The organism is Moheibacter sediminis (genome assembly GCF_900176425.1).
GTDB classification, from domain to species: domain Bacteria; phylum Bacteroidota; class Bacteroidia; order Flavobacteriales; family Weeksellaceae; genus Moheibacter; species Moheibacter sediminis.
On record NZ_FWXS01000009.1, the window covers coordinates 63,223 to 88,506 of the forward strand.

Annotated in this window: 21 protein-coding genes; 9 read left to right on the forward strand and 12 right to left on the reverse strand. The window is 38.0% G+C overall.

All coding sequences use genetic code 11. The annotated features are described in order from the left end of the window. Positions 1-17: 17 nt before the first annotated feature. Positions 18-695: a GTP cyclohydrolase I FolE gene (folE, locus tag B8977_RS12670; protein ID WP_084018092.1), complete on the reverse strand. Its 678-nt coding sequence runs from the start codon at positions 693-695 to the stop codon at positions 18-20. Between the two features lie 145 nt (positions 696-840). Between folE and hutH the strand changes: the two genes are divergently transcribed. From hutH to B8977_RS12690, 4 genes are read left to right on the forward strand one after another with little or no spacing between them, the layout of a single operon-like run. After that, positions 841-2,340, forward strand: a complete 1,500-nt coding sequence (gene hutH, locus B8977_RS12675) for a histidine ammonia-lyase (protein ID WP_394334476.1) — start codon at positions 841-843, stop codon at positions 2,338-2,340. Between the two features lie 2 nt (positions 2,341-2,342). After that, positions 2,343-3,416, forward strand: coding sequence for an acyltransferase family protein (locus B8977_RS12680; RefSeq protein ID WP_084018094.1), 1,074 nt, complete (start codon positions 2,343-2,345; stop codon positions 3,414-3,416). Beyond that, positions 3,413-5,392: a urocanate hydratase gene (locus tag B8977_RS12685; RefSeq protein ID WP_084018095.1), complete on the forward strand. Its 1,980-nt coding sequence runs from the start codon at positions 3,413-3,415 to the stop codon at positions 5,390-5,392. The genes B8977_RS12680 and B8977_RS12685 overlap by 4 nt, the downstream gene beginning before the upstream one ends. Positions 5,393-5,420: 28 nt before the next feature. Then, the gene (locus B8977_RS12690) at positions 5,421-5,945 is read left to right on the forward strand and encodes a hypothetical protein (protein WP_084018096.1); all 525 of its coding nucleotides are present in this window, start codon (positions 5,421-5,423) and stop codon (positions 5,943-5,945) included. Positions 5,946-6,026: 81 nt separating this feature from the next. Here B8977_RS12690 and B8977_RS12695 read toward each other — a convergent pair whose 3' ends face one another. The 7 genes from B8977_RS12695 to B8977_RS12725 form a co-directional block, all read right to left on the reverse strand. Next, positions 6,027-8,378, reverse strand: coding sequence for a penicillin-binding protein 1A (locus B8977_RS12695; RefSeq protein ID WP_084018097.1), 2,352 nt, complete (start codon positions 8,376-8,378; stop codon positions 6,027-6,029). Then, the gene (locus B8977_RS12700) at positions 8,375-8,848 is read right to left on the reverse strand and encodes a gliding motility lipoprotein GldH (protein WP_084018098.1); all 474 of its coding nucleotides are present in this window, start codon (positions 8,846-8,848) and stop codon (positions 8,375-8,377) included. Before B8977_RS12700 ends, B8977_RS12695 begins: the two co-directional genes overlap by 4 nt. Then, a complete protein-coding gene (locus tag B8977_RS12705) occupies positions 8,835-10,331 on the reverse strand; it encodes a PSP1 domain-containing protein (RefSeq protein WP_084018100.1) in 1,497 nt (498 codons plus the stop codon). The genes B8977_RS12700 and B8977_RS12705 overlap by 14 nt, the downstream gene beginning before the upstream one ends. Before the next feature lie 61 nt (positions 10,332-10,392). Next, entirely contained in the window at positions 10,393-11,259 is an 867-nt protein-coding gene (locus B8977_RS12710; RefSeq protein WP_084018102.1) for an MBL fold metallo-hydrolase, read from the reverse strand. Positions 11,260-11,309: 50 nt separating this feature from the next. Continuing rightward, the gene (locus B8977_RS12715) at positions 11,310-11,789 is read right to left on the reverse strand and encodes a 3'-5' exonuclease (RefSeq protein ID WP_084018104.1); all 480 of its coding nucleotides are present in this window, start codon (positions 11,787-11,789) and stop codon (positions 11,310-11,312) included. After that, entirely contained in the window at positions 11,789-11,974 is a 186-nt protein-coding gene (locus B8977_RS12720; RefSeq protein WP_084018254.1) for a hypothetical protein, read from the reverse strand. Before B8977_RS12720 ends, B8977_RS12715 begins: the two co-directional genes overlap by 1 nt. Before the next feature lie 76 nt (positions 11,975-12,050). Next, a complete protein-coding gene (locus B8977_RS12725; protein ID WP_084018106.1) occupies positions 12,051-12,956 on the reverse strand; it encodes a helix-turn-helix transcriptional regulator in 906 nt (301 codons plus the stop codon). A 124-nt stretch (positions 12,957-13,080) separates the two neighbouring features. Here B8977_RS12725 and porQ point away from each other — a divergent pair, with 124 nt between their 5' ends. The 5 genes from porQ to B8977_RS12750 all read left to right on the forward strand — a co-directional run bounded on the left by porQ (position 13,081) and on the right by B8977_RS12750 (position 17,426). Beyond that, positions 13,081-14,103 carry a type IX secretion system protein PorQ gene (gene porQ / locus B8977_RS12730; protein ID WP_084018108.1) on the forward strand — a complete coding sequence of 341 codons (1,023 nt, stop codon included), beginning with the start codon at positions 13,081-13,083 and terminating at the stop codon, positions 14,101-14,103. Between the two features lie 275 nt (positions 14,104-14,378). Continuing rightward, the gene (gene cmk / locus B8977_RS12735; RefSeq protein ID WP_084018110.1) at positions 14,379-15,065 is read left to right on the forward strand and encodes a (d)CMP kinase; all 687 of its coding nucleotides are present in this window, start codon (positions 14,379-14,381) and stop codon (positions 15,063-15,065) included. A gap of 93 nt (positions 15,066-15,158) precedes the next feature. Then, positions 15,159-15,908: a hypothetical protein gene (locus tag B8977_RS12740; RefSeq protein WP_084018112.1), complete on the forward strand. Its 750-nt coding sequence runs from the start codon at positions 15,159-15,161 to the stop codon at positions 15,906-15,908. Between the two features lie 4 nt (positions 15,909-15,912). Then, a complete protein-coding gene (locus tag B8977_RS12745) occupies positions 15,913-16,677 on the forward strand; it encodes a hypothetical protein (protein ID WP_143736517.1) in 765 nt (254 codons plus the stop codon). Positions 16,678-16,688: 11 nt separating this feature from the next. Next, positions 16,689-17,426, forward strand: a complete 738-nt coding sequence (locus B8977_RS12750; protein ID WP_084018116.1) for a hypothetical protein — start codon at positions 16,689-16,691, stop codon at positions 17,424-17,426. A 61-nt stretch (positions 17,427-17,487) separates the two neighbouring features. Here B8977_RS12750 and B8977_RS12755 read toward each other — a convergent pair whose 3' ends face one another. The 4 genes from B8977_RS12755 to B8977_RS12770 are packed head-to-tail and all read right to left on the reverse strand — an operon-like array spanning position 17,488 to position 25,269. Beyond that, the gene (locus tag B8977_RS12755) at positions 17,488-18,912 is read right to left on the reverse strand and encodes an alpha-amylase family glycosyl hydrolase (protein WP_084018118.1); all 1,425 of its coding nucleotides are present in this window, start codon (positions 18,910-18,912) and stop codon (positions 17,488-17,490) included. A gap of 37 nt (positions 18,913-18,949) precedes the next feature. Continuing rightward, positions 18,950-20,794, reverse strand: coding sequence for a glycoside hydrolase family 13 protein (locus B8977_RS12760; protein WP_084018260.1), 1,845 nt, complete (start codon positions 20,792-20,794; stop codon positions 18,950-18,952). A gap of 1 nt (position 20,795) precedes the next feature. Further along, complete coding sequence (locus tag B8977_RS12765; protein ID WP_084018257.1) at positions 20,796-22,964, reverse strand: glycoside hydrolase family 97 protein; 2,169 nt, start codon at positions 22,962-22,964, stop codon at positions 20,796-20,798. A gap of 1 nt (position 22,965) precedes the next feature. After that, complete coding sequence (locus B8977_RS12770; protein ID WP_084018120.1) at positions 22,966-25,269, reverse strand: glycoside hydrolase family 65 protein; 2,304 nt, start codon at positions 25,267-25,269, stop codon at positions 22,966-22,968. Positions 25,270-25,284: the final 15 nt, after the last annotated feature.

The following is a 25,284-nucleotide window of genomic DNA, read 5'->3' on the forward strand; positions in this document are numbered from 1 at the left end:
TTTATCGTAATACTCTTTTAAACATTAAACTTGGTGTGTACACCAATGTAGTGCAAGAATTCTCTTCTGGTTGTCGGGTCTGTTTTGAAGATGCCTCCTAACTCTGCCGTTACGGTGCTGCTGTCGATGTCACGGATTCCGCGTGAGTTTACGCAAAGGTGTTTGGCATCGATGACACAGGCAACATCTTCTGTTCCCAAAGCATCCTGCATTGCTTTTACGATTTGCATGGTCAATCTTTCCTGAACTTGTGGTCGTTTTGCGAAGTAATCTACAATTCGGTTCATTTTGGAAAGACCGATTACTTTTCCGTTGGAAATGTAGCCTACGTGTGCTTTTCCGACTATTGGAAGGAAGTGATGTTCGCAGGTTGAGTAAACGGTGATGTCTTTCTCAACGAGCATTTGGTTGTATTTGTATTTGTTTTCGAAAGTAGACATTTTAGGCTTCCTGTCGGGATGAAGCCCTCCGAAAGTTTCGTTTACGAACATTTTTGCAACGCGTTTGGGTGTGCCTTTCAAACTATCATCTGTAAGGTCGAGACCCAAGGTGTGCATGATGGTGGTAAAGTGTTCTTCGATCTTTGCGATTTTTTCTTCGGGTGAAAGTTCGAAAGCGTCACTGCGCATGGGTGTATCGTGGTGTGATGAAAAGTGTTCGTCACCTATTTCATCGTGTATGTTGTTGTCTGACATCTTCAAATAAAATTAATCAGGCAAATTTACCGAATAGGATTTAGATTATTGTACAAATACGGTAGGTTTTTGTACCATATAAAGAAGTGTTGAAATACATTACCCTCTAACTCAAATTTGTATATTTGGGTCGCAAAATAAACAGATGATGGGTAATAAAATCTATGGTGTTGACCATTTTACAACAGAGGATTCAATCAAAATTTTAAATAAAGAAATCAAAGCTGAAGTTTCGGAACAAAGCCGTGCGCAGCTTATTCGTTCAAAGGAGAATGTAGATGCCATCATCAATTCAAATATGACGGTTTACGGTATCAATACAGGTTTCGGGCCGCTTTGTGATACCAAAATTTCTAAAGAGGAAACTAAAAAATTACAGGAGAATTTACTGATAAGTCATGCTGTGGGCGTTGGAAATCCGATCTCAAAAGATTTGTCTAAACTCATGCTCATAACCAAAGCACATGCTTTGGCTAAAGGATTTTCGGGAATTTCGCCGGAGACTTTTGACCGGATTTTATTGTTCATCGAAAAAGACATCATTCCGGTAGTTCCGGAACAAGGTTCTGTCGGTGCTTCGGGTGATTTGGCGCCGCTTTCGCATTTGTTTTTGCCATTGATGGGAGAAGGAAAAGTTTGGAAAGACGGGAAGCCTGTGCCGGCGAGAGAAGTTTTGGCGGAACATGGTTTGCAGCCTGTGGATTTGCAAGCGAAAGAAGGTTTAGGATTGATTAATGGAACTCAGTTTATCTTGTCTCATGCTTTGATTGGTTTGGATAAAATGAAATATTTGCTGGATTTGGCAGATGTAATCGGAGCGATGAGTTTAGAGGCTTATTCGGGATTGAAATCACCGTTTATGCAGGAATTGCATGAGGTTCGTCCGTATGAGGGAACGAAATTGGTGGCGCAAAGAATCCGTCAGCTTTTGGAAGGTTCGGAAATCATTGACAACCAAGATTTCCCGAGGGTTCAGGATCCTTATTCGCTTCGCTGTATGCCGCAAGTGCATGGTGCGTCGCGAAATGCGTGGAATCATCTGCGGGAAATGGCGGAAATTGAATTGAATTCGGTAACGGATAATCCAATTGTTTTGGATGAGAAAACTGCGATAAGCGGAGGGAATTTCCATGGTCAACCGCTCGCGATGGTTTTGGATTATGCGACTTTGGCGGCTTCAGAACTGGGGAATATTTCAGACAGAAGACAGTATTTATTGTTGGAAGGGAAACATGGATTGCCGCGTTTACTGACTGAAAAATCAGGATTAAATTCAGGATTTATGATTCCACAATATACTTCTGCAGCGCTTTGCACGGAGAATAAAACGCTTTGTTTTCCGGCTTCGGCGGATAGCATTCCGACTTCTTTGGGTCAGGAAGACCATGTTTCGATGGGAAGTATTTCGGGAAGAAAGTTCAATCAGGTATTGGGGAATTTGGAGAAAATTCTTGCGATTGAATTAATGTATGCTTGTCAGGGATTGGAATTCAGACGACCATTAAAATCAAGTGCTGTCATCGAAAATGTATTTGATTTGGTAAGAACGGAAGTTCCGAAACTGGAAGATGATAGATTGATAGGGGAAGATATGAATTTACTAATCAAAATGATTCAGAAAAGGACTTTTGCCGTAAATTTATAGTAATGAGTCGCAGGCATTTCCATACATTTGATGCGCTTAGATTTTTCGCGTGTCTGAAAGTATTTCTTTCACACCTGCCTATTACTTCTTTTGCTTGGTTCAGTTACCTGAAAGCAGGTGGCGGAATTGGGGTTCAGTTTTTTTTTGTTTTAAGCGGTTTTTTGATCAGCTATATACTCCTTCACGAGAAAACTGAAACAGGAGGCGTAAAGCTGAAGCGTTTTTTCACACGAAGGATTTTACGGATATGGCCATTATTTTACCTAATGATCGGTTTTGCATTTTTAACACCGCTGATTCTGGAATACATTCTCAAACTTCCCAGTTCAGATGAGGGTTATGAACCCAATTGGGTAATGTCACTTTTGTTTCTGGAAAATTACCAGATGATGCTCACGGATTCCTTCCCAAATGTTTCTCCTTTGCGTGTGATGTGGTCACTGTGTATAGAAGAACATTTCTACATAATTTGGGGATTGGTCTTTTATTTTATCCGGAAAAGATTTGTACTGCCCTTTATAACAGGAAGTTTATTGCTGGGGCTGATTGTCAGGATAATTTATACAAATTTAGGAATTCCGGCATTGGATGTTTTTTCCACGATTGACCTGTTTGCATTTGGGGCAATTCCTGCTTATCTTCTGGTGAACCGGCAAGCAATTATCTATAATTTCAATGCAAAGATCGGTTACCCGGTGAAACTATTGTTTGCCGCTTTTGTTCTGATTTTGGTCAGCGTTTTGTCAAACATGGATTATGGGGTATGGATGCCTACAGTATTGGGTTTCGCTTTTTCGATCCTGCTGGTGCTCATCCTACCGGAGGAAAACCGGTTCAAAATTTCAGACCAGAATATATTCAGCAAACTTGGGGTGTACACTTATGGATTTTATTTGTACCATACGATTGTGATTAATCTTTTTGTACAGATATTCAGAAAAATCAATTGGGAGCTCACCAATGCATTGCCTGCGTTTTTGTTTTTTTGTATAACTTTATTCTGCTCGTTGCTCTGTAGCAAACTATCATACGATTATTTTGAAAAACCATTTTTAAGATTAAAACCAAAAACATGACATTTCAACAACAAATACAACAAGGAATTTCCGATACTTTACCGTCATTGAAACCGCTCAATGATAAATTTAGCCATGCTCCGAAACGGAAAGAAATCCTTTCTGAAGAAGAAAAAATATTGGCTTTGAAAAATGCTTTGCGTTATTTCGAACCGAAATTTCATGCAGAATTAATTCAAGAATTTAAACAAGAATTGGAAAAATACGGTCGAATTTACATGTACCGCCTTCGTCCCGATTATGAAATGTACGCACGTCCGATAGATGAATATCCCGGAAAATGCCAACAGGCAAAAGCAATTCAGTTGATGATTCAGAACAATCTGGATCCGGCTGTGGCGCAACATCCGGAAGAATTAATCACTTACGGCGGGAACGGAGCGGTTTTCTCCAATTGGGCTCAATATCTTTTGACGATGAAATACCTGTCAGAAATGACGGAGGAACAAACTTTGGTAATGTATTCCGGGCATCCGCTTGGATTGTTTCCTTCGCATAAAAATGCGCCTAGAGTTGTTGTTACAAATGGAATGATGATTCCTAATTATTCAAAACCGGATGATTGGGAAAAATTCAATGCGCTGGGCGTGACACAATACGGGCAAATGACCGCAGGAAGCTATATGTACATAGGCCCGCAAGGAATTGTACATGGAACTACAATCACTGTTTTAAATGGTTCAAGAAAGATTGATTCCAATGGAACAGCAGGAAAACTTTTTGTCACAGCAGGATTGGGGGGAATGTCAGGAGCGCAGCCAAAAGCCGGAAACATCGCAGGTGTGGTTTCTGTTACGGCAGAGGTAAATCCGGCAGCGACTTACAAAAGACATGAACAAGGATGGGTGGACGAAGTAATTACTGATTTGGATGAATTGTGTGCAAGAGTCCGCGAAGCCAAAGAAAATAAAGAAGTTGTTTCCATCGCTTATGATGGAAATGTGGTGGATGTTTGGGAGAAATTTGATGAGGAAAATATTTATGTAGAATTGGGTTCAGACCAAACTTCGCTGCACAATCCTTGGGCGGGTGGTTATTATCCGACCGGATTGAGTTTTGAAGAATCGAATCAATTAATGGCAGAAAATCCTGAATTGTTCAAAGAAAAAGTACAGGAAACTTTGCGTCGTCATGCTGCGGCTGTCAATAAACATACTGCAAAAGGAACCTATTTCTTTGATTATGGAAATGCGTTTTTATTGGAAGCAAGCCGTGCCGGAGCAGATGTGATGGCGGAAAACGGAATTGATTTTAAATATCCGAGCTACGTTCAGGACATTATGGGACCGATGTGTTTCGATTATGGATTTGGACCTTTCCGATGGGTTTGTACGAGTGGAAAACCGGAAGATTTACAGAAAACAGATGAAATTGCCTGTCAGGTTTTGGAGGAAATTATGAAAAATTCTCCTGATGAAATCCGTCAGCAAATGCAGGATAATATCACTTGGATAAAAGGCGCACAGGAAAATAAATTGGTTGTGGGTTCGCAAGCGAGAATTTTGTATGCCGATGCAGAAGGAAGAATTAAAATTGCAAAAGCATTTAATGATGCCATCAATAAAGGAGAGATAGGTGCGGTTGTTTTAGGGCGTGACCATCATGATGTTTCCGGGACGGATTCACCGTTTAGAGAGACTTCCAATATTTACGATGGTTCAAAATTCACGGCTGATATGGCGATTCATAATGTGATTGGAGATAGTTTCCGCGGTGCGACCTGGGTTTCGATTCACAATGGCGGCGGTGTCGGTTGGGGAGAAGTGATCAATGGCGGATTTGGGATGCTGTTGGACGGAACTTCAGATGCTGAAAATCGATTGAAATCGATGCTTCATTGGGATGTAAATAATGGAATTGCACGTAGGAGCTGGGCAAGAAACGATGAAGCGATATTTGCCATCAAACGTGCCATGGAAGACGAACCTTTGCTGAAAGTGACTTTGCCAAATTTGGTGGATGAGGAATTACTGTAAAATCAATACAAAAATTAAATAATCAATCATGAAAAAATTAGCTTTTACGCTATTGTTAATTCCTGCTTTGGCTTTTGCACAGGTAGAAGAAACTCAATCAGGAAAGGTTTCGCTAGGAAGTGACACCAAAAATTTCTTTATAAAAAATGGAGAAGGATTTAAATTGAATCAATACAAAGAAGTATTTACCAATCAAGAGGCGATTGACAGGATCAGACGTGCAAGAACGAACAAAACGTTTGCTTCAATCTTAACCTATACAGGAAGTTTCGGGATAGGATTTGGGATCGGCTATGCGCTTTCGGTAAAAGATACTAAAAAAAAATATGGCTATAGTGGTTTTGAAAACAGAGATAAGAAAGACAGACAAACAGGATGGATCATTGCCGGTGTAGGAGCAGGGATTACTTTAACGAGCATTCCTTTATGGAGCGGATATATTAAAAACATTAATAAAGGTATTGAACTGGAAAATGGGGTGATTGAAGAACCAACAACTCAACTCAAATTAAATGTTAACGGAAATGGAATCGGAATGGCATATCAGTTCTAATTCTAGAAAATATTATTTATCATAAAATGAAATCCCGAAGATGTTGTCTTCGGGATTTTTTATGGTGTGAATTAATTATTTCTACTGATTAAAATTAATGGAATCATTTCCTCCGGAATTATTGTTGACATTCTGGAGAGGATCAACATATTCGGTAGCTCCTGAATAGTCATAATCAAAAGTTCCGCCCATGCTGCCATAAGTATGGAATCCGGTAAGTGATGAACAATCCCATTTCTGGTCGATGTCTGAAGGTTTTTCAAATTTATCATCTAGTGAAATTCCATACTGTTTTCCGTTTTTGTAAACGCCCTGCATGAAATAAGACCAAATCGGCAAAGCGGTCGCAGCTCCTTGTCCACGCGCGATTCCCTGGAAATGTGCAAAACGATCTTCTGCTCCTACCCAAACGCCAGTCACCAAATTAGGCGTCATGCCGATGAACCATCCGTCAGACTGGTCGTTGGTGGTTCCTGTTTTGGAAGCGATTTCGCTGGTAATTCCATATTTGGAACGCACCCAGCTACCAGAGCCTCGGTCGGTTACACCTTTCATCAGATCAATCATCGCATAGGCAACGTATTCATTGACAACTTCTCTTGCTTCCGGTCGGAAATCTTTGATTACCCTTCCAGTTTTATCTTCAATTTTTACAATTAATTCAGGTTTGATATAAATTCCATGGTTGGCAAATGCACTCATCGCGCCCACCATTTCATACACTGTCAAATCTGCAGAACCCAATGAAATTGTATAATCATTTGGAATCGGACTCTCTACCCCTAATTCTCTCGCCAATTGTACCACTGGTTCTACTCCTGTCTGCACAATCAAACGAGCTGCTACGATATTTGTAGAAAATGCAAGTGCCGTTCTCAAATCCTGAGAACCTCCGTATTTTCCGTTTGCATTTTTAGGGGCCCAGTTTCCGACTTTGAAATATTCGTTGGAAACGGTATGGCAAGGCGTATAATTCATCTGGTTGATTGCCGTTACAAACACAAAAGGTTTGAAGGTCGAGCCAACCTGACGACGCGCCTGTTTCACATGGTCAAATTTGAAATAATCCCAATTTATACCACCTACCCAAACTTTGATGGTTCCATCTTTGGGATCCATTGCCATCATTCCTGATTGAAGGATGTGTTTGTGGTATTTGATGGAATCCATGAGGGACATATTTTTCTGATATTTAACACCATCCCAAGTGAATATTTTTACCGAGTCACGCGGTTTATTAAATTCAGCCAAAATTTCCTTTTCAGGCATTTCTTTGGCTTTCAATAATTTATAATAATCTGTGTTGCGCATTGCTCTTTCGAAAATTCGTTGTCTCTTATCTGGAGGAACGCCGTAGAAAGGAGCAAGCTTATTATTTTTTTGCTCTTCAAAAAAAGTTTTCTGAATCGTTGTCAAATGTTTTGCCACTGCGTCTTCTGCCAATTTCTGCATACGCGAATCAAGCGTAACATAAATTTTCAATCCGTCTTTGTAGAGGTTGTATTTCTTTCCGTTCTGCTTTCCTAAACTGTCCAAGTAAGTCTGAATTTCTCTGCGCAAAGCTTGTTTGTAATAAGCTGAATAAGATTCGCTGATGGTGTTGATTTCTTGTTTGTCGATTCCAAGTGGTTTTGCTTTGGCTGCTTCCGCAGTACTTTTGTCAAGAAGATTGTATTTTACCATTTGGTTGATAACGACATTTCTTTCGTGCATCGCATCGTTAGGATTTCTCAACGGATTGTAGCGCACCGGATTTTTAAGCATTGCAACCAACATGGCTGATTGGTCAACCGTTAATTTACTTGTTGTGGTATTGAAATAAACTTTTGAAGCCAATTCAATTCCATTTGCATTGTAAACAAAATCGAATTTATTGAAATACATCGCAACAATTTCATCTTTGGTGTAGCGTTTTTCCAATTCAACCGCTAAAACCCATTCTTTAATTTTTTGAATAACTCGTTCAACTTTATTCAGAGAGCGATTTCCCGTAAATAACTGTTTTGCTAACTGCTGCGTAATTGTACTCGCACCTCCGGATTCTCCAGCAGAAGAAACGGCTCTCACCGTACTTCTTGCATCAATACCTGAATGTTCCCGGTAACGGATGTCTTCTCGCGCCAACAAAGCATCTACCAAATGCTGCGGCAAATCTTTGTAAGTTACAGGAATTCGTTTTTCGGTTTCAAATCGGTCTAATAAGACACCATCTGATGAATATATTTCTGATGAAACATAAATGTCCGGATTTTCTAACGCGGCGACATCAGGCATTTCTCCCAATAAACCTTTAGAAGTTCCCCAGAACAAAAGGAAAACGCAAATTAATCCAATTAAAAATAATCCCCAGGTATAAACCATAATTCTACGAAGAGAAAATGGCTTTTTTGTTTTTTTTGCGGTAGATTTTACCGGCTTGTTTGGTGTGCTCATTGTGCTTTTTTGTTTTTGTCCACAATTAAACTTATATCTTCAATTCCAATTAAATTCTCATCGCGCATTCCGTGCCAAACTGAAAGTTTGTAATTTCCGGTGTCTTTCAAAGCGACATTTTCTCTGTAAACCAAATACAATTCTTTCAAATTTTTTCCCTTTCCGACCCATTCGCCATCGGGCATTGCCAAATAATACTGTAAAGTATCAGTAAATTCCTGTCCTTTCGGGTCAATTAATTTCGTGAAAATGTAGAAATTACTGTACGGATATTCATTTGTATTTCTTGAAAGAAACGATAGATTGAACGCTTCGGTGGTATCCTTTATTTCAAAATTAAACGTAATAGCCGAATCTTTATTCCATTTTTCCCCAACAGATTTTTGTTCCTGGTAAAAATGAGGAGATTCACACTGCGTAAACAAAAGCATCGCAGTCAATAAAACACTGTAAAGATTAATCTTTTTCATTGTTATTCTGTGGGCCACGTTTGTTTCTATTTTTTGAATTATTATTTTTAGGACGATTCGTTTTATTTTGTTGATTTGGATTCACATTTGCGTTCGGATTAGGATTCGCATTTTTAGGCTCATTCGGTTTTGAATCCCTTTTCTGATTTGGATTTTGGTTTGGTTTTCGTTTATCGTTATTTCTCGGTTCTTTTTTCTGGTTTGGATTCGGCGCTGAATTCCTAGGCTCATTTGGTTTTCCTTCTCTTTTTTGATTCGGATTTTGATTAGCATTCGGATTCGTACGCTGATTTGGATTTTTTGGTTTCTGAGCTGAATTTTCCCTTTTTTGATTTGGATTCAAATTAGGATTGTTTGGTTTTTTGTTGAAATTTCTATTGCGCGGACGGTTTTTCTTTTCGAAACGTTCGAGCGAATTTTCTTCAATCACATCGACATATTCTTTTTTAACCTCCACCAATTCTTTTGCCAAATCTTCCAAAGGTTCCAGTTTCACCCCGGTTTTGCTCAATGCAATGAACTCCTGAACTTGCTCCACACTGAATTTGTGCCAATTCATTCCACGAGTTTCATTTGTAAACCACATTTCCTTTTTGAAAACATCAATTTTCACACAAACAGCTGTTCCTTTTTCGGTTTCAAAAGTTGATTCCATCGAAGGAAAATGATCCAAGGCATCGAGGTAAGAATCCAATTCGTAATTCAAACAACATTTCAGTTTGCCACATTGTCCTGCCAATTTTTGAGGATTAATGGACAATTGCTGGTAACGCGCAGCGGTGGTATTCACTGAACGGAAATCTGTCAACCATGTTGAACAGCACAATTCGCGTCCGCACGAACCAATTCCTCCTACTTTTGCAGCTTCCTGACGATAACCGATTTGTTTCATTTCGATTCTTACACCAAATGAAGAAGCAAATTCTTTGATCAATACACGAAAATCAACACGACCTTCTGCTGTATAATAGAAAATAACTTTGTTACCATCACCTTGGTATTCGACATCGGAAATTTTCATTTCCAAACCAAGGTTTACCGCAATTCTGCGGGCTTTCATCATGGTTTCTTTTTCCTTTGCCTGAACGCCCTGCCAAGTTTCGAGGTCTTTTTCGTTGGCTTTTCTATAAATTTTTCTAACGTCTTCGGAATCTTCCGTCAGGCGTCTTTTTTTCATTTGGATTCTAACCAATTCACCTGTCAGTGTAACGACTCCGATGTCGTGTCCTGACTGCGCTTCGACAGCAACGACGTCACCTACGCCGAGCGTCAACTGATTGGTGTTTTTATAGTATTGTTTTCTATCGTTTTTGAATCGGACTTCGACGCAATTGAAAGCCAATTGCCCGTTGGGTAGACGCATGTTGGAAAGCCAGTCAAAAACCGGTAATTTTCCACATCCTGAATCTACGCCGCAGGCTCCGTTGTTATTACATCCTTTCGGTAATCCAGTACTGCTTGTTCCACAACTTCCACAACTCATATTCTACATTTATTTGCAACGTACAAAGATAGAAAATTTTGACTGGTAGGTTTGGAATTTTTTATTTGCCAAATACTTCTGAAAATGAATAGGTAGAATCGAGCTGAATGCCTTTCTCTGTTTGCATCACGGTTGCTAATTCATGGTAAGGATCGTGTTCAAAAAAGAAGATGAATTCTTCTTCGACAGATTTTTGGAGGAAATCTCCTTTTTCCTGCACGGTCAAAAGCGGTCGGGTGTCGTAGCCCATTACATAAACTAGCGGAATGTGTCCGACAGTGGCGACAAGATCAGCGACAAAGACAATTTTTTTGTTTTTGTATTTGATAATTGGCAACATTTGTTTGTCGGTGTGCCCATCTACGAAAAGGATGTCGAATCCTAATGAAGAATCTGTCAATAAATTTCCTGAAGAAGGAAGGTCAATGAAATTTAATTGTCCGGAGGCATGAAGTGGTAAAATGTTTTCGGTGAGGAAGGATGCTTTTTCACGGGGATTGGGTTTTGTTGCCCAGTCCCAATGTTGGGCGTTGCTCCAGTATTTTGCGTTTTTGAAAGTGGGTTCATATCCGCTTCGGTCAGAATTCCACTGAACGGCTCCGCCACAATGATCGAAATGGAGATGCGTTAAAAATACATCGGTAATGTCATCTTTTGTGAAGCCGTATTGGGCAAGGGATGTGGTCAAATCATATTCGCTCCAAAGATCATAATAACCAAAGAATTTATCGGATTGTTTGTTGCCGATGCCGCAATCGATGAGGATGAGTCTATTGCCATCTTCGATGAGCAAAGTGCGCATGGCGAGTTCGATTTTGTTTTGGTTGTCGGCGGGATTGGTTTTCTGCCAAATGGATTTGGGTACTACGCCGAACATGGCGCCACCGTCGAGCTTGAAGTTTCCGGTTTCTATGGGATATAGTTTCATAATCCAAAAATACGTTTTTGGATTGTAGATTTTAAAATTTTTGCAGGTGATTAGGAATTTTGCAAATGAATTTTATAAAGTTCAGCACAAGCCAATGCGTCACTGAGCGCATCGTGGTGATTGAGCGGAATTTGATAGTGCTGACAAAGGAGATTCAGGCGTTGACGAAAAATCTTATAGGTACAATGTCCGTCAAATTCCGGCATCGGCAATCCGTACCATTCCAAAGTTTGTTTCAGACATGGAAAGTCAAACCCGAAAGCGTTGTGCGCAACTACGTTTTGATGTTTAATGTAAGGTTCTATCTGATTCCAAACTTCTTCAAAATTGGGAGAATTGGCGGTATGTCGTGACGAAATTCCGTGAATTTCTGTGTTTTTGTACCAATAATAATTATCTGGCGGTTGTACCAAAATAGAGTGTTTGTCGGTAATGATTCCGTTTTCTACACGAACCAATCCTACTTGGCAAATGCTCCATCGGTAACCTTGTGCCGTTTCAAAATCTATGGCTGTGAATGTGTCTTGCATTAGGATTGAAATTTCTTCAAGTTGTTCAATAGCGTTTCTATGTTTTCTTTTCCAGCGGGATTTTGACTATGAACGGTGAATTCAGACAATCCATTTTTTAAAATAAATGCAACGAATTCTTCGTAATCATAGACTCTTTCAAATCCTTCAGGAGTCGGGCGGAGGTCGTAGAGGTAGAGATTGATTGTCATTTATTCTTTTTCTTTAAAACACCAAATTTAAATTAAGAATTTAGTTTGTCTTATAATTGACTAATTAAATTTAAGATTGATATAAAATTACTGCCCTTTGAAACTTGTGTTTGATTTCATCTGCCAGATGTTTGGGCTCTAAAACTTGGACAAATTCGCCATAATAAAGAATTTCCATCAGAAAATCATATGTTGGAATCAAACGGAGTTTGACCAAAGTTTCTTCAGGCGTTTCTTTGACGATTTGCTGCGATTCGTGCAGCGGCATCGTTTTGATGTAATTTCCCTGATGGCTTGTAAATTTCAGTAAAATGTCCTGAACCTCGCCTTCGTTTGGGCCGACAATTCCGAAACAATCTTTGAAATACTCTTTCAAATTAATTTTCTGTGGAAATTGAAATTTATTGGAAGAAATATTCAATGCCGACAAACGATCCAAACCAAACGTGCGGAATTCTTTGTGTTTCAGATCATACGCAAAAACATACCAGCGCTTGCGAAATTCCTTGAGCAGATACGGTTCGACAGATCGGATTTCCTCTTCTGTTTCCCAAAATTTCTGGTAACGGAACTGAATTTGAAATTTATTTTGAATCGCATACAAAATGCCGCTCAAGTGCTCCGTTCCTTTGGGTTTGCGTGTGTCGAACTGGATATATGCAGAAAAAGATTGGTTCACATTCAATGCTTGAAAAACATCCAATGCTTCAAACATCCGTTCGTTGTATTCGTCTTCTGAATCATTTTCGATGAAATATACCTTTTTTGAACGATTGTATTTTATTTCAATTCCATAAAAAGAAGCAATATCCAACAAATCGCGCTGAAAAGTTCTAAGTGACGTAACCAGATTATCGACATCCAGTAAATCCGTTTCAGACTGGAGTTTGTTTTGAATTTCTCCAAAACTAGAAGCTTGACTGCGAAGTTTTTGGATGATGATTTTGTGTCGGAGCAGAGAATCTTGTTTTGACATGGTGTAATGTTTTTTCAAATGTAATTCAATTCAAAGACAATGAATGTCGCGCTAAATTCCTTTTTTGATTTGCACAAGAAAAAATCAACAATTCCGTTACATACATAATTATTACTTTTGCTGAATGTTGAAACGGATTTTTGCTATTTTACTTTTTGTTGCCACGACTGCGAGTGCGCAGGATGGGACAAGGGTATATGAATTCGTGAACATTACCACTTCGGCAAGACAAGCTGCTTTGGGAGGAAATGCAAACTCTGCTTGGGATGCCGACCCCAATATGTCTTATTGGAATCCGGCGATGATGAATGAAAGACAACATGGGCAGGTAGCATTTAATTACATCAATTATCTGGCTGATGTGAATTTCGGAACGTTATCAGCTGTTTATGCGCTCGATGAATATAATTTCGTTTCAGTGCATGGTCAATATGTAGATTACGGAGATTTCCGAGGGTATGATGAAAATGACAATGCAACCGGAGATTTTTCTGCGAAAGATGCAGCATTGACCATCGGTTATGCACACAATCTGAGTGATTTTTTCACGGTTGGAGCGAATTTAAAATACATCAATTCACGCATAGAAAGTTATTCATCTTCGGCAATTGCAGCGGATTTTGGGGCGGTTTTTCATGACATAGATTACAATACAAATGTTTCACTTGCTATCAGAAATGTAGGAGCGCAATTGCAGACTTATTCTGGCAAAAAAGAAAAAATGCCAGTTCAGATCAATTTAGGGATTTCTCATCGTTTGGAGCATGTTCCGATTGAACTGAGCATGACTTTGCATGATTTGCAGAAGTTTGATATTTCGATGCCTTATGACAAAAATGGACAGGAAGTTGGCAACATGAGGAAAATAATCGACCACGTTTCTGTCGGGGCAGAATTGTTTCCGGACAGAGGTTTCAATATCAGGTTAGGGTATAATTTCAAACGCGGAAATGAACTTCGATTGGAAGACGCAAGGACTTTTGCGGGATTGACTTATGGATTTGGAATTAGAGTCAATGCCTTCCGCTTTGAGTTTGGTCATGCGAATTATTACAAAGGCTCTAACACCAATCATTTTGGGTTGATTGTCAATTTGGACAGATTGGTTCAGGGAAATAATTACTGGAGAAGCAATCCTTATTATTAAATCTAGAAATTAGTTTTGTGAGATTCGAAATTCACTTATTTTTCAGATGATGGCCTTGCTTCAGATTTGATATTAAGAGGAGAAACCAAGGGGTTCTGCATCAATTTTTGTGAAAATCATTTTGGGATAACAAACTTGCGTCAGGGATAGTAACGGAAACCCCACAGTGAGGTACGAGCGAGGAGTTGAAGTGGATAGCCCGCCCGGACGCTCAAGTTTAAAAATTTTTAATATTACTTCTCTAATTTCTAACTTCTAATTTCTAAATTTGTCAGATGGGTGATTTAGTAATAGCAATCGACGGATTTTCATCAACAGGAAAAAGTACACTGGCGAAGTTGCTTGCCAAAGAACTCGGATATATACACATTGACAGCGGTGCAATGTACCGTGCAATTACGCTTTATGCTATCGAAAACGGAATGTTTTATGACGGAAAAGTGCTAGAGATGGAGTTGGTTCCTCAATTGCAATTCATAGATATTCACTTTGAGCTGAATCACCAAAATGGTAAAAATGAAATTTACCTGAATGGAGAAAATGTGGAAGCTAAAATCCGTGAAATGGAAGTTTCGTCGAAGGTGAGCTTGATTGCGAAAATTCCTGAAGTACGGATTTTGGCGGTTGATTTGCAGCGAAAATTGGGCGAACACAAAAGAATCGTGATGGACGGACGCGACATCGGAACTACAGTTTTCCCTGATGCAGATTTGAAAATTTATCTGAAAGCTTCTGCTGAAGAACGAGCAATGCGCCGATACGAAGAATTGCTCAAAACCGAACATCCGGCGACTTATGATGAGGTTTTCAAAAATATTTCTGAACGTGATTTGATGGATTCTACGCGTGAAATTTCTCCACTTAGAAAAGCCGATGATGCCATAGTGGTAGAAAATGGTAATCTGACGCCGCAACAAACGATGGAAAAGGTTTTAGAAATCATTAAGGACTTCAACGATTAATTTTAACGCCATTCAAAAACCCAAGTTCGCAGTTCGTGAAATGAGAGGTTAATCTTACAGATTTCTAAGGGAATTTTACAGGAAATTCATTTTATGAAAGTTCTGTTTTATTTATCTTTTATTGCTTCATTACTGTTTGTTTCTTGTTCGGGAGATGATGATTCGGTTTCTGATCCTGAAGCGCAAATTCCCGCGGAAGAAAAACTATTGGAAACTGTAAAAATGGGCACCGAAGATATTATGCAATTCACTTACAACCCTGACAAAACTGTCAATGAGTTAACGATTCCAAATTTTGCGCTTCTCAATTTTGCTTATGAACAGGGAAATATAAAATCCATAACGGCAATCTCCGGAGGAACTGCATCCGAATACATTTTTGATTACGAGAATGGGAAAATTTCTTCGTTTTCGCTTGGTGATGAAGTGACGAATGTAACCTACAATGCAGCGGGAAATTACTATCTCTATCAAAACGAATATCAGGAAGAATTTACAATAGAACTATATGACAACGGTGATATCAAAAAAAGAGTCGTTTATGACAATGTAAATGATGAAATTTTAAGCAGCCACTACTTCATTTATGACAATACTAAGATGGGAACGATGAGCAATTCCAACGCTGTCAATGTACATCTCAGCATGATCATGGGTTCATTTTGGGAGATATTGGGGATTCCAATTACTAAAAAACCTGTGAAAACTATATCTGTTACTCAAGGTAATATTGCTGCAGAAAATACTTTTGATAATCAAGGATTTGTAAAATCAACTTTTCTCAGTTTGGGTCAAGAAGACAGTTTAAATTTTGCATTTACTTATACCCAACTTGAAAATTAATTTTATGAAGAAAAGTATCTATTTAGCCGTTTTATTTTTATTTGGAATCATGTTGATCTCTTGTTCAGGAGACGATGACAGTAGATCTTCCGCGCCACCGATTCCAGTTGACCAAAGGTATTTAAGCAAAATCACCGATGAGCAAGGAGAATTGTTGGTTGTAATCAATTATAATGAAAATAAAACCATTGCGAGAATGACGATTGGAGGTTTTATTTTTCGATATGAATATAATGAAATAGGTAAAGTCCAAAACATGCACTTGGGAATACCTGGTGAAGGTTCGGCATCCTTTTCCTATACTTACGACGGAAATGGGAAGATGAATTCCTACACAGGTTCGGATGGTGTTATGCGTCCCGTGGAGTACAATGCGCAGGAGAATTATTACCATTTCGTGGAAGACGAATATGATAGCTATACAATTTATCTAAACTCAAATCAAACGCTGAAAAAAGTTATCGAACACGAGCAGGGAGAAAATGACATTGCAATAAATCTTTTCTATGAAGATGGTAAATATGGACCGCTTCACAATACTAATGACATTAGTTTGTCCACGATAGTTGCATCTCCGATTTATTATTATGCTTTTTTTTCATCTTTTAATCTTTGTAGTGTTCCGTTTCAAGAAGTATTTGGAGGCCAAGTTTATGTTTTGCAAGAAAACGAATTTGACCAAGATAATTTTCTGAAAAATTCAATCGCAATTTCGCCTTTTTTGTCTAATGAACCGATAAAACTCATTTACGAATACATCCAACTTTAAGTTCATTCAAAATGAAAACAAAAATTTTAATTCTAAGTTTAATTTCCGTCTTCATCTTTTCGTGTAAAAGTGACGATGAAAATGCAGGAACACCCGAAATCCCCGAAAATCAAAAATATTTAAACGAAATCACAGGGCAAGATCTTTCAATCAAACTGACTTATACACCCGACAAAAAAGTGGAATCTGTCAATCTCGGCGGCATCATGTTATACTTGTTTGCCTATTCAGGAGATCAGATAGAAACCATGCAGTACATCAGCAACGACGGACCAGATCTTTTGTATAGATTTACTTACGAAAACAACCGAATTTCATCCTTTACCATCAATGATTACAACATACAGATGGAGTGGAATCAGGCCGATCGTTCTTATTTCTTCAAAAATGACAATCAAGACGAAATAACCATAATCTTAAATGAAAATGAAGACCTCAATAAAGTTTATCATTATGTTCACGAAGACGATGAAACCAATATGATAAGTTATTTTTATGAAGACTCAAGAAAGGGTGCCATGACCAATTCCAACCATGTTTCTACCTATATGACAATCGCCAGCTATTTTAGTATAAATTCTATTTATGCCGGAGTTTTATCTAAAAAACCAGTCAAAACAATTGCTTTTCATGGTTTGATTTTTTCGTTTGAAAACACATATGATTCGCAAGAATTCGTGTCAGAAAGCATTGTATCAACAGGGAATAGTTCAGGATCCCCAATTTTATATAATTACAAACAACTTTAAAAATAAAACCCTAGAAAGCCATAATGCTCTCGAGGGTTTTGTTTTTTATTAAATTAAATTTCTACTGAATCAGAATCCAATATTCCCAGGGTTTCAACGAAATTTCTTGTTCTTTAGCCAAAGAAACTTTTCCGCCTTGCATATAATTTTCAAAACTGCCTTCCAACGGAAGTTTAAATTTCTTTTCCATTTTAGAAAAATTCCCTACGAAATAAACTTTTTTACCCTCTTTTTGACGTTTAAATGCCAAGATATTTGTGTCATCTGAAGTTTGAATTCTTTCATAAGAAGCACTTTTCGGACCACCATTCAACGCAGGATTTTCATTCTTTAATTTCCCCAATTTCTCGTAAATAGGAAACATTTTTCCTTTGTTGTGCATTATGGTATCTTTCTCAAAGAACTTCAAACGCTTGTTCATGTCATATTCCTGACCATTGTAAATCAAAGGCATTCCCGGCATCACATAAGTCAATGCAGCAAAGGTCTCCACCGCATCACCCATTCTTTCATATTCCGTTCCGTTCCAAGAATTTTCATCATGATTGGAAGTGAAATTCATAAAGAAATCTTCTTTCTGGTAAACCGAATCTTTCTTTTTCATGTATGCATCAAAATCTTTAACCGATTTTTTACCATTGGCAATTTCATTAAAAATATGATGAACTTCCCAACCGTAACCCATGTCGAACGCACTTTTTAATAAGAAATCTTTTTCCGATTCCGCCAGCATAAATACCGGTTTCACTTCCTTCAATTTCGGATAAACGTATTCCCAGAATTCAACCTTTACATTATCTGCCACATCGCATCTGAAACCGTCTATATTGGTTTCTTTCAGCCAAAAAAGCATTTCATTTGCCATCGCATCAAACAATGCTTTTTCTTCGTAATTCAAATGGGCGACGTCTGTCCAGCCCCAGCTTTCTCCCGTCTCTGGATTCAGCGGGTCGGTCACTTCTCCTTTTGCATTTTTGTGGTAATATTCGGGATGTTCCGTAACCCATTTGTGGTCAAAACCGGTGTGGTTCGCTACCCAATCCATGATCACATACATTCCGTTTTCATGTGCCGTTTCTACCAATTTTTTGAAATCATCAATTGTTCCATAATCCTGATGAACAGCGGTATAATCAGCGATTGAATAGTAACTTCCCAAATGCTTTTTTCTCTCTTCCGGGTCGGTGATGTCCTCTACATTTCTGCCGTCCGTCGTTTTTCGGTTTTTCATCGAAATCGGCTGGATCGGCATTACCCAAAGTACTTTTACACCCAGTTTTTTCAATTCAGGAATGTCTTTGGTCAACGCTTCGAAAGTTCCTTCGGGCGAATATTGACGGATATTTGCTTCATAAATCACAGCGTTTTCCATTTCTTCCGGCGCATATTCTTTCATCGCCAATTGGTCAACTTCTACCGTTTTTTCTTTTTTACAAGCTGCTGTCAATAAAACAAGACTGAACGTTGTTATGATTAATTTTTTCATTTTCTTTTGTTAATGTCATTTCGTTCGAAATGAGAAGTTATTTCAATTCTATAATTAAAGCCGTTTTCCCTTTGATTTCCAATTCATTATTCAAATTAAATTCTTTGTCAGAAAGGATGTCTTTTCCTGATTTATGATTTTGAATTCCTTCCGAAAATCTTTTTAAATCTAATTTTTGCGCTTTTTGGTTATTATTCAAAACTATCATCACACGTTGATTTTCATCATGTCTGAAATAAACATAAACATTTTCTTGAGGAACATAGTGCAAGGTTTTTCCTTTGTGAATGGCAGAATTTCCTTTTCTCCAATTCAATAATTTTTTGGTAAAATCGAAATATGCTTTTTGTTCAGTCGTTCTTCCGGATTCGGTGAAAGCATTATTTTTATCGCCTTGCCATCCGCCCGGAAAATCACGTCTGATGTCGCCATCGCCTTTGCTCTTGTCGCCTTTCATTCCGATTTCAGAACCGTAATAAATCTGAGGAATTCCGCGAACGGTCATGATCAAACTCAAAGCCAATTTGTAATCTTCGATGTTCGGATAAATTTCATTGAAACGGCTTGTGTCATGATTTTCAGCAAAAACCATGATGTTGTCGATGTCCGGATACAAAAAGTCATTCGTGAAATTTTCATAAACTTTGATCATTCCTTTGTCCCAGCTGGGTTCTTCTTTGAAAATAGTCCCGATTGCATCGTGTAAAGTAAAATCCATAACAGAGGGCAAATGAGAATTGAATCCTTGAATCGCGCCAATCTTACTGTCTTTCTGCCAATAAGCCATTTGTGCTTGGTCATGCATCCAGATTTCGCCAACTATGTTGAAATTTGGATATTCATTCATAATTCGTTTTGTCCACTCCGCAATTCCTTCTTTGTCATTGTACGAATAAGTATCGACGCGCAATCCATCCAAATTTGCATATTCAATCCACCAAATCGCATTTTGAACCATGTAATTTAGAACCAAAGGATTTTTCTGATTCATGTCCGGCATGGTGGTATCAAACCATCCATCCATGCAACCTTCAGCGTCAATTTTAGCAGCATTTCCATCGAATTGTGTGGTCATTCTGTAATTGCTTCTTTGGAATCCGTTTTCTCCATTTTCCCAATAATGAATCCAGTCTTTTGAAGGTAAATCTTTGATAATCCAATGTTTGGAACCCCAATGATTGGTTACATAATCTTTCACTAGTTTCATTTCACGTTTGTGAAGTTCATTCGCTAAACGTTTGTAATCCTCATTGGTTCCATATCTTGGGTCAATTTGATAATAATCACTTTGCGCATAACCATGATAGGAATAAACAGGTTCGTTATCCTCAAACATTGGTGTGCTCCAAATCGTGGTAACTCCCAATTCATTGAGATAATCTAAGTTATTGATAATTCCTTGAATGTCCCCACCATGACGGCCATTGGGATTATTTCTATCAACCCCCTCTGAAGAATCATAAGGAAAATCATTCCGTGTCTTTCCATTTGAAAAACGGTCTGGCATCAATAAATAAAACACGTCGGAACTGTCGAATCCTTTCCTGTCAGCAGAATTATTTTCTCTTGATTTGAATTCATAATCAAATGATTGAGTAATTTTTTTACCTTTTTTGAAATTCAATTTTACTTTTCCCGGCTGAATTCCTTTAGTATCAATGGTTACAAATAAATAATTCGGATTTTCTACTTTCTGAACTTCTTTGATTTGAATGTCTCCGGAAATTTCAGGTTTTAAATCAGATATGTTTTTTCCGTAAACTAATAACTGAAGTTCCGTGCTTTTCATTCCGCTCCACCAAAATTCAGGTTCGATTTTTTGAACTTGGGCGAATGAAATGTTTAGGATTAATAAAAGGATGATTGTATTTAATTTCTTCATTTTATTTTTTTTCAATTATACTAATCGCAAATCCACCTCCCGGAGCTGAATTTAAATTCAATTCAGACTTAGAAGTTACAGTTTGTTTTGAGATTACATAAGCCTGCGGATTGGTTTTGTAATGCGCATCTTTAGCATCTGCGTAAATAGTTGCTTCGTATTTTTTCCCTTTGTCCAAAAAGTCTAATTTAATTTTAGTTGAACGTTTGTCTACACCATTTGAATTTCCTACAAACCAATTGCTTGAGTTTTTATCTTTTCTTGCAACAGTCAAATATTTCCCAGGCTCAGCTTCCAGATATTTGCTGTCCTGCCAATCGACCGGAACGTCTTTGATAAATTGAAAAGCATCCGGAAAACGATCGTAATTTTCAATCAAATCCGCTGCCATCTGCAAAGGGCTGTACATCGTCAAATACAATCCTAACTGGTTTGCAATAGTGAAGTTTCCGTGTGATTTATTATCGGGATTTACTTTTTCGATGTGCATTTCAAAAATGCCCGGCGTGTAATCCATCGGTCCGCCGATTAATCTTGTAAAAGGTAAAATGGTAGTGTGATTTGGTTTTGAGCCGCCAAATGCCTGAAATTCAGTTCCGCGCGCAGATTCATTTCCTATTAAATTCGGCCAAGTACGTGCCACACCTGTCGGGCGAACTGCTTCGTGCGCATTAACCATGATTTGATATTCGGCTGCTTTTTCAATAGCAAATTGATAATGATTTACTGTATTTTGGCTGTAATGAAAATCACCCAAAGGAACGATGTCACCCACGTAACCGCTTTTTACAGCGTTGTATCCATTGTCTTTCATAAATTGGTAAGCTTTGTCCATGTGACGCTCATAATTACGAACAGAACTCGAAGTTTCGTGGTGCATAATTAATTCAACACCTTTAGATTTCGCATAAGCATTTAAATCTTTTACATCAAAATCCGGATAAGGCGTTACAAAATCAAATACATAATCTTTGTGATTTCCAAACCAGTCTTCCCATCCTTCATTCCAACCTTCAACTAAAACCGCATGAAAACCATGTTTTGCAGCGAAATCAATATAGTCTCTTACGTGTTTATTATTAGCTCCGTGAATAGGACTTTGCTTCGCTTTCGAATAATCAGTTACACCTAATTGAACCGTTGAAAAATCAGTTGTGTAAGCCCAATGGCTTTTTCCTGTGATCATTTCCCACCAAACACCTACATATTTCACAGGTTTGATCCATGAAGTATCATCGATTTTTGAAGGTTCATTTAAGTTATAAGTCATTTTCGAAGCCAAAATATCACGTGCATCATCGCTTACAATAATCGTTCTCCAAGGCGTAGTCGTTGGTGCCTGAATGTAACCTTTGTCACCTAAAGCATCGGGTGTAAGGTGTGCGTTGAAAATTAGATTTTTATCATCCAATTCTAGACTTAAACATGAATAATTAATCAAGGCGGCTTCGTGTAAATTTATATAAATTCCGTCCGTAGATTTCATCATTAGAGCTGTTTGCACACCGGTTTTTGAGAACTGTTTCTGAGATGCATTGCTAGTTACAGCCGTGTCAAATAACCCTCTTATTTCTGACAATTTTGATTCGGTGTAATCATATTCCTGCGTATCGTAATCACCCGGAAGCCACCAAGCTGTGTGGTCACCAGTCATCGCAAACTGTGTTTTTTCTTCTTTTATGACAAAATAAGTCAGGTTTTTCTGTTCAGGAAATTCATATCTGAATCCTAATCCATCATCAAATAAACGGAAACGAATGACAATTTTTCTGTCCGTTTTTTCATGATGAAGCGTTACCGCCATTTCGTTATAGTGATTTCTGATTTGGGAAACTTCACCCCAAACCGGTCTCCAGCTTTCATCAAAAGTCGCATTTTTCACATCGCTAATTTTAAATCCGGATTGAAGGTTTGTAAGTGCTTTTGCTTTTTCAGCTTCCACACTTTTCTGGGAGTCAAATTCCAAATCCATGTTTTTGGATTTTAATTCAAAACCCAATTTACTGGTTTTGATGACTTGTTTTCCTTTGTAAATCAATTGGTAAGTTGGCGTTCCATCATTTGATAAAGCAAATTCCATCGTGAAATTTCCATTGGGAGATTTCAGCTGCTGGCCAAATGAAAAGGTAACTAATAGAATTAAACTTAAATTCAGAATTTTATTTATCATTTTAAATTGTTTTAATAAGTGGTTTAACTTCGGTTGATTTTCCATTTACAATTACTTCCAGATTTTCATTTCCTTCGAGATTAAATTCAGTTCCCTCGTGTGAAACATTCACTTTCAGTATTTTATTCCTGAAATTTACATTAAATGAATAAGATTTCCATTCTTTTGGAATCTGTGGAGTGAAATGCAATTGGTCACCCTTTACACGCATTCCGCCAAAACCTTCGACGATACTCATCCAGGTTCCAGCCATGGAAGTGATGTGCAAACCTTCTTCAACTTCTTTGTTATAATCATCCAAATCCAATCGGGAAGTGCGTAGATAAAATTCGTATGCTTGTTCCATTCTGCCCAATTTCGCAGCCTGAATGCTGTGTACGCAAGGGGAAAGCGAAGATTCATGAACAGTTAATGGCTCGTAAAAATTGAAATGTTTTTCCAATTCTTCATAAGTAAAATTATCTTCGAAGAAATAAAATCCTTGCAACGTATCAGCTTGTTTGATGTAAGGCGAACGCAAAATCCTGTCCCAAGACCATTTCTGGTTAAGTGGACGTTCGGCTTTGTCCAATTTCGCAACGGGCGTCAAATCTTTGTCCAAAAATCCATCTTGTTGTAAGTAAACGCCATGCTCTTCCGAATACGGAAAATACATATTGTCCGCTACATTTTTCCATTCTGAAATTTCAGATTTTGACAAATTAGTTTTGTCAAAAATTTGATTGAAATCTGAATGGAATTCATTTTCAATTTTCTCAATTAATTCAACCGTATAATCTATACACCATTTTGCTAAATAATTAGTATAGAAATTATTATTAATATTATTTTCATACTCGTTAGGCCCCGTAACGCCGAGAATTACGAATTGATTTTTATCTTTGGAGAAATTCGCGCGTTGGTGCCAAAATCTAGCAATTCCAATCAAAACTTCCAAGCCTTTTTCCGGCACATAACTGAAATCGCCTGTGAAACGAACATAATTGAAAATCGCAAAAGCAATCGCTCCGTTTCGGTGGATTTCTTCGAAAGTAATTTCCCATTCATTGTGGCATTCTTCTCCGTTCATCGTCACCATCGGATACAAAGCCGCACCATTTTTAAAGCCTAATTTCTGACCGTTTTCAATAGCTTTTTCCAAATGGTTGTATCGGTAAGCCAAAAGATTTCTTGCAACTTCCTGATTTTTCGTCGCCATGTAAAAAGGCAAACAATAAGCTTCTGTATCCCAATATGTTGACCCTCCGTATTTTTCGCCTGTAAATCCTTTAGGGCCAATGTTTAACCTAGCATCTTTTCCTAAATAAGTTTGGTTTAACTGGAAAATATTAAAACGAATTCCTTGCTGTGCTTTTACGTCGCCTTCAATCGAAATATCTGCCATTTCCCAGATTTTCGCCCAAGCTTCTTTTTGATTTTGGAATAATTTTTCGAATCCTAATTCATTGGCTTGAACCAAAACATTTTTGGCTGCGTTGACCAATTCATTTTCTGAATGATTCGTTGAAACCGTATATCCGCCAAATTTCACCAAAGAAGTAGTTTCATTTGGATTGACTTCGACTTCATGTTTAAACTGAATTTTGGTTTCAGTTTGTGAATTTTCAGAGGAAATAATTTCTTGCTTTTCATCATTTATAAAAACAGTATTTTCCATGAACGTCACAACGTTGAAACCTGTTTTGAAAGTTCTTGCCTGAACGAATGCAAATCCTTGCTCAATTCCTGAAATAATTGGTTCCCAAAAAGTTTCTTCCCAATTCGCATCGCGGTTCGTCACACCCGAATGTACATAAGGTTTAAAAATTATTTTGGCTGAGTTATTAATGGGCTTAATTTCATATTTAATTGCTCCCAATTCATCCAAATCCAAAGAAAGAAAACGAATGATATTTACTTCGATTTCGATACCATTTTTTAGTTTTGCATTGAAATTTCTTCCGAGCCAGCCTTCTTTCATATTGAGTTCACGGCGGAAATTGGAAATTTCAATTTGACTCAAATCCAGAATTTCACCATTGATTTCAACGTCAATTCCAATCCAATTCGGAGCATTTAAAACTTTGGCAAAATATTCAGGATAACCATTTTTCCACCAGCCTACTTTGGTTTTGTCGGGATAATAAACGCCCGCGATGTAGCTTCCCTGAAAAGTTTCTCCGGTATAGGTTTCTTCAAAATTGGCACGTTGTCCCATTGCTCCGTTTCCAATGCTGAAAAGACTTTCAGACGACATAACGCGTTCTCTGTCAAATCCTTCTTCGATGATTGACCATTCGTCCGGTATGATATAATTTTGATTCATTTTATTTTATATTGT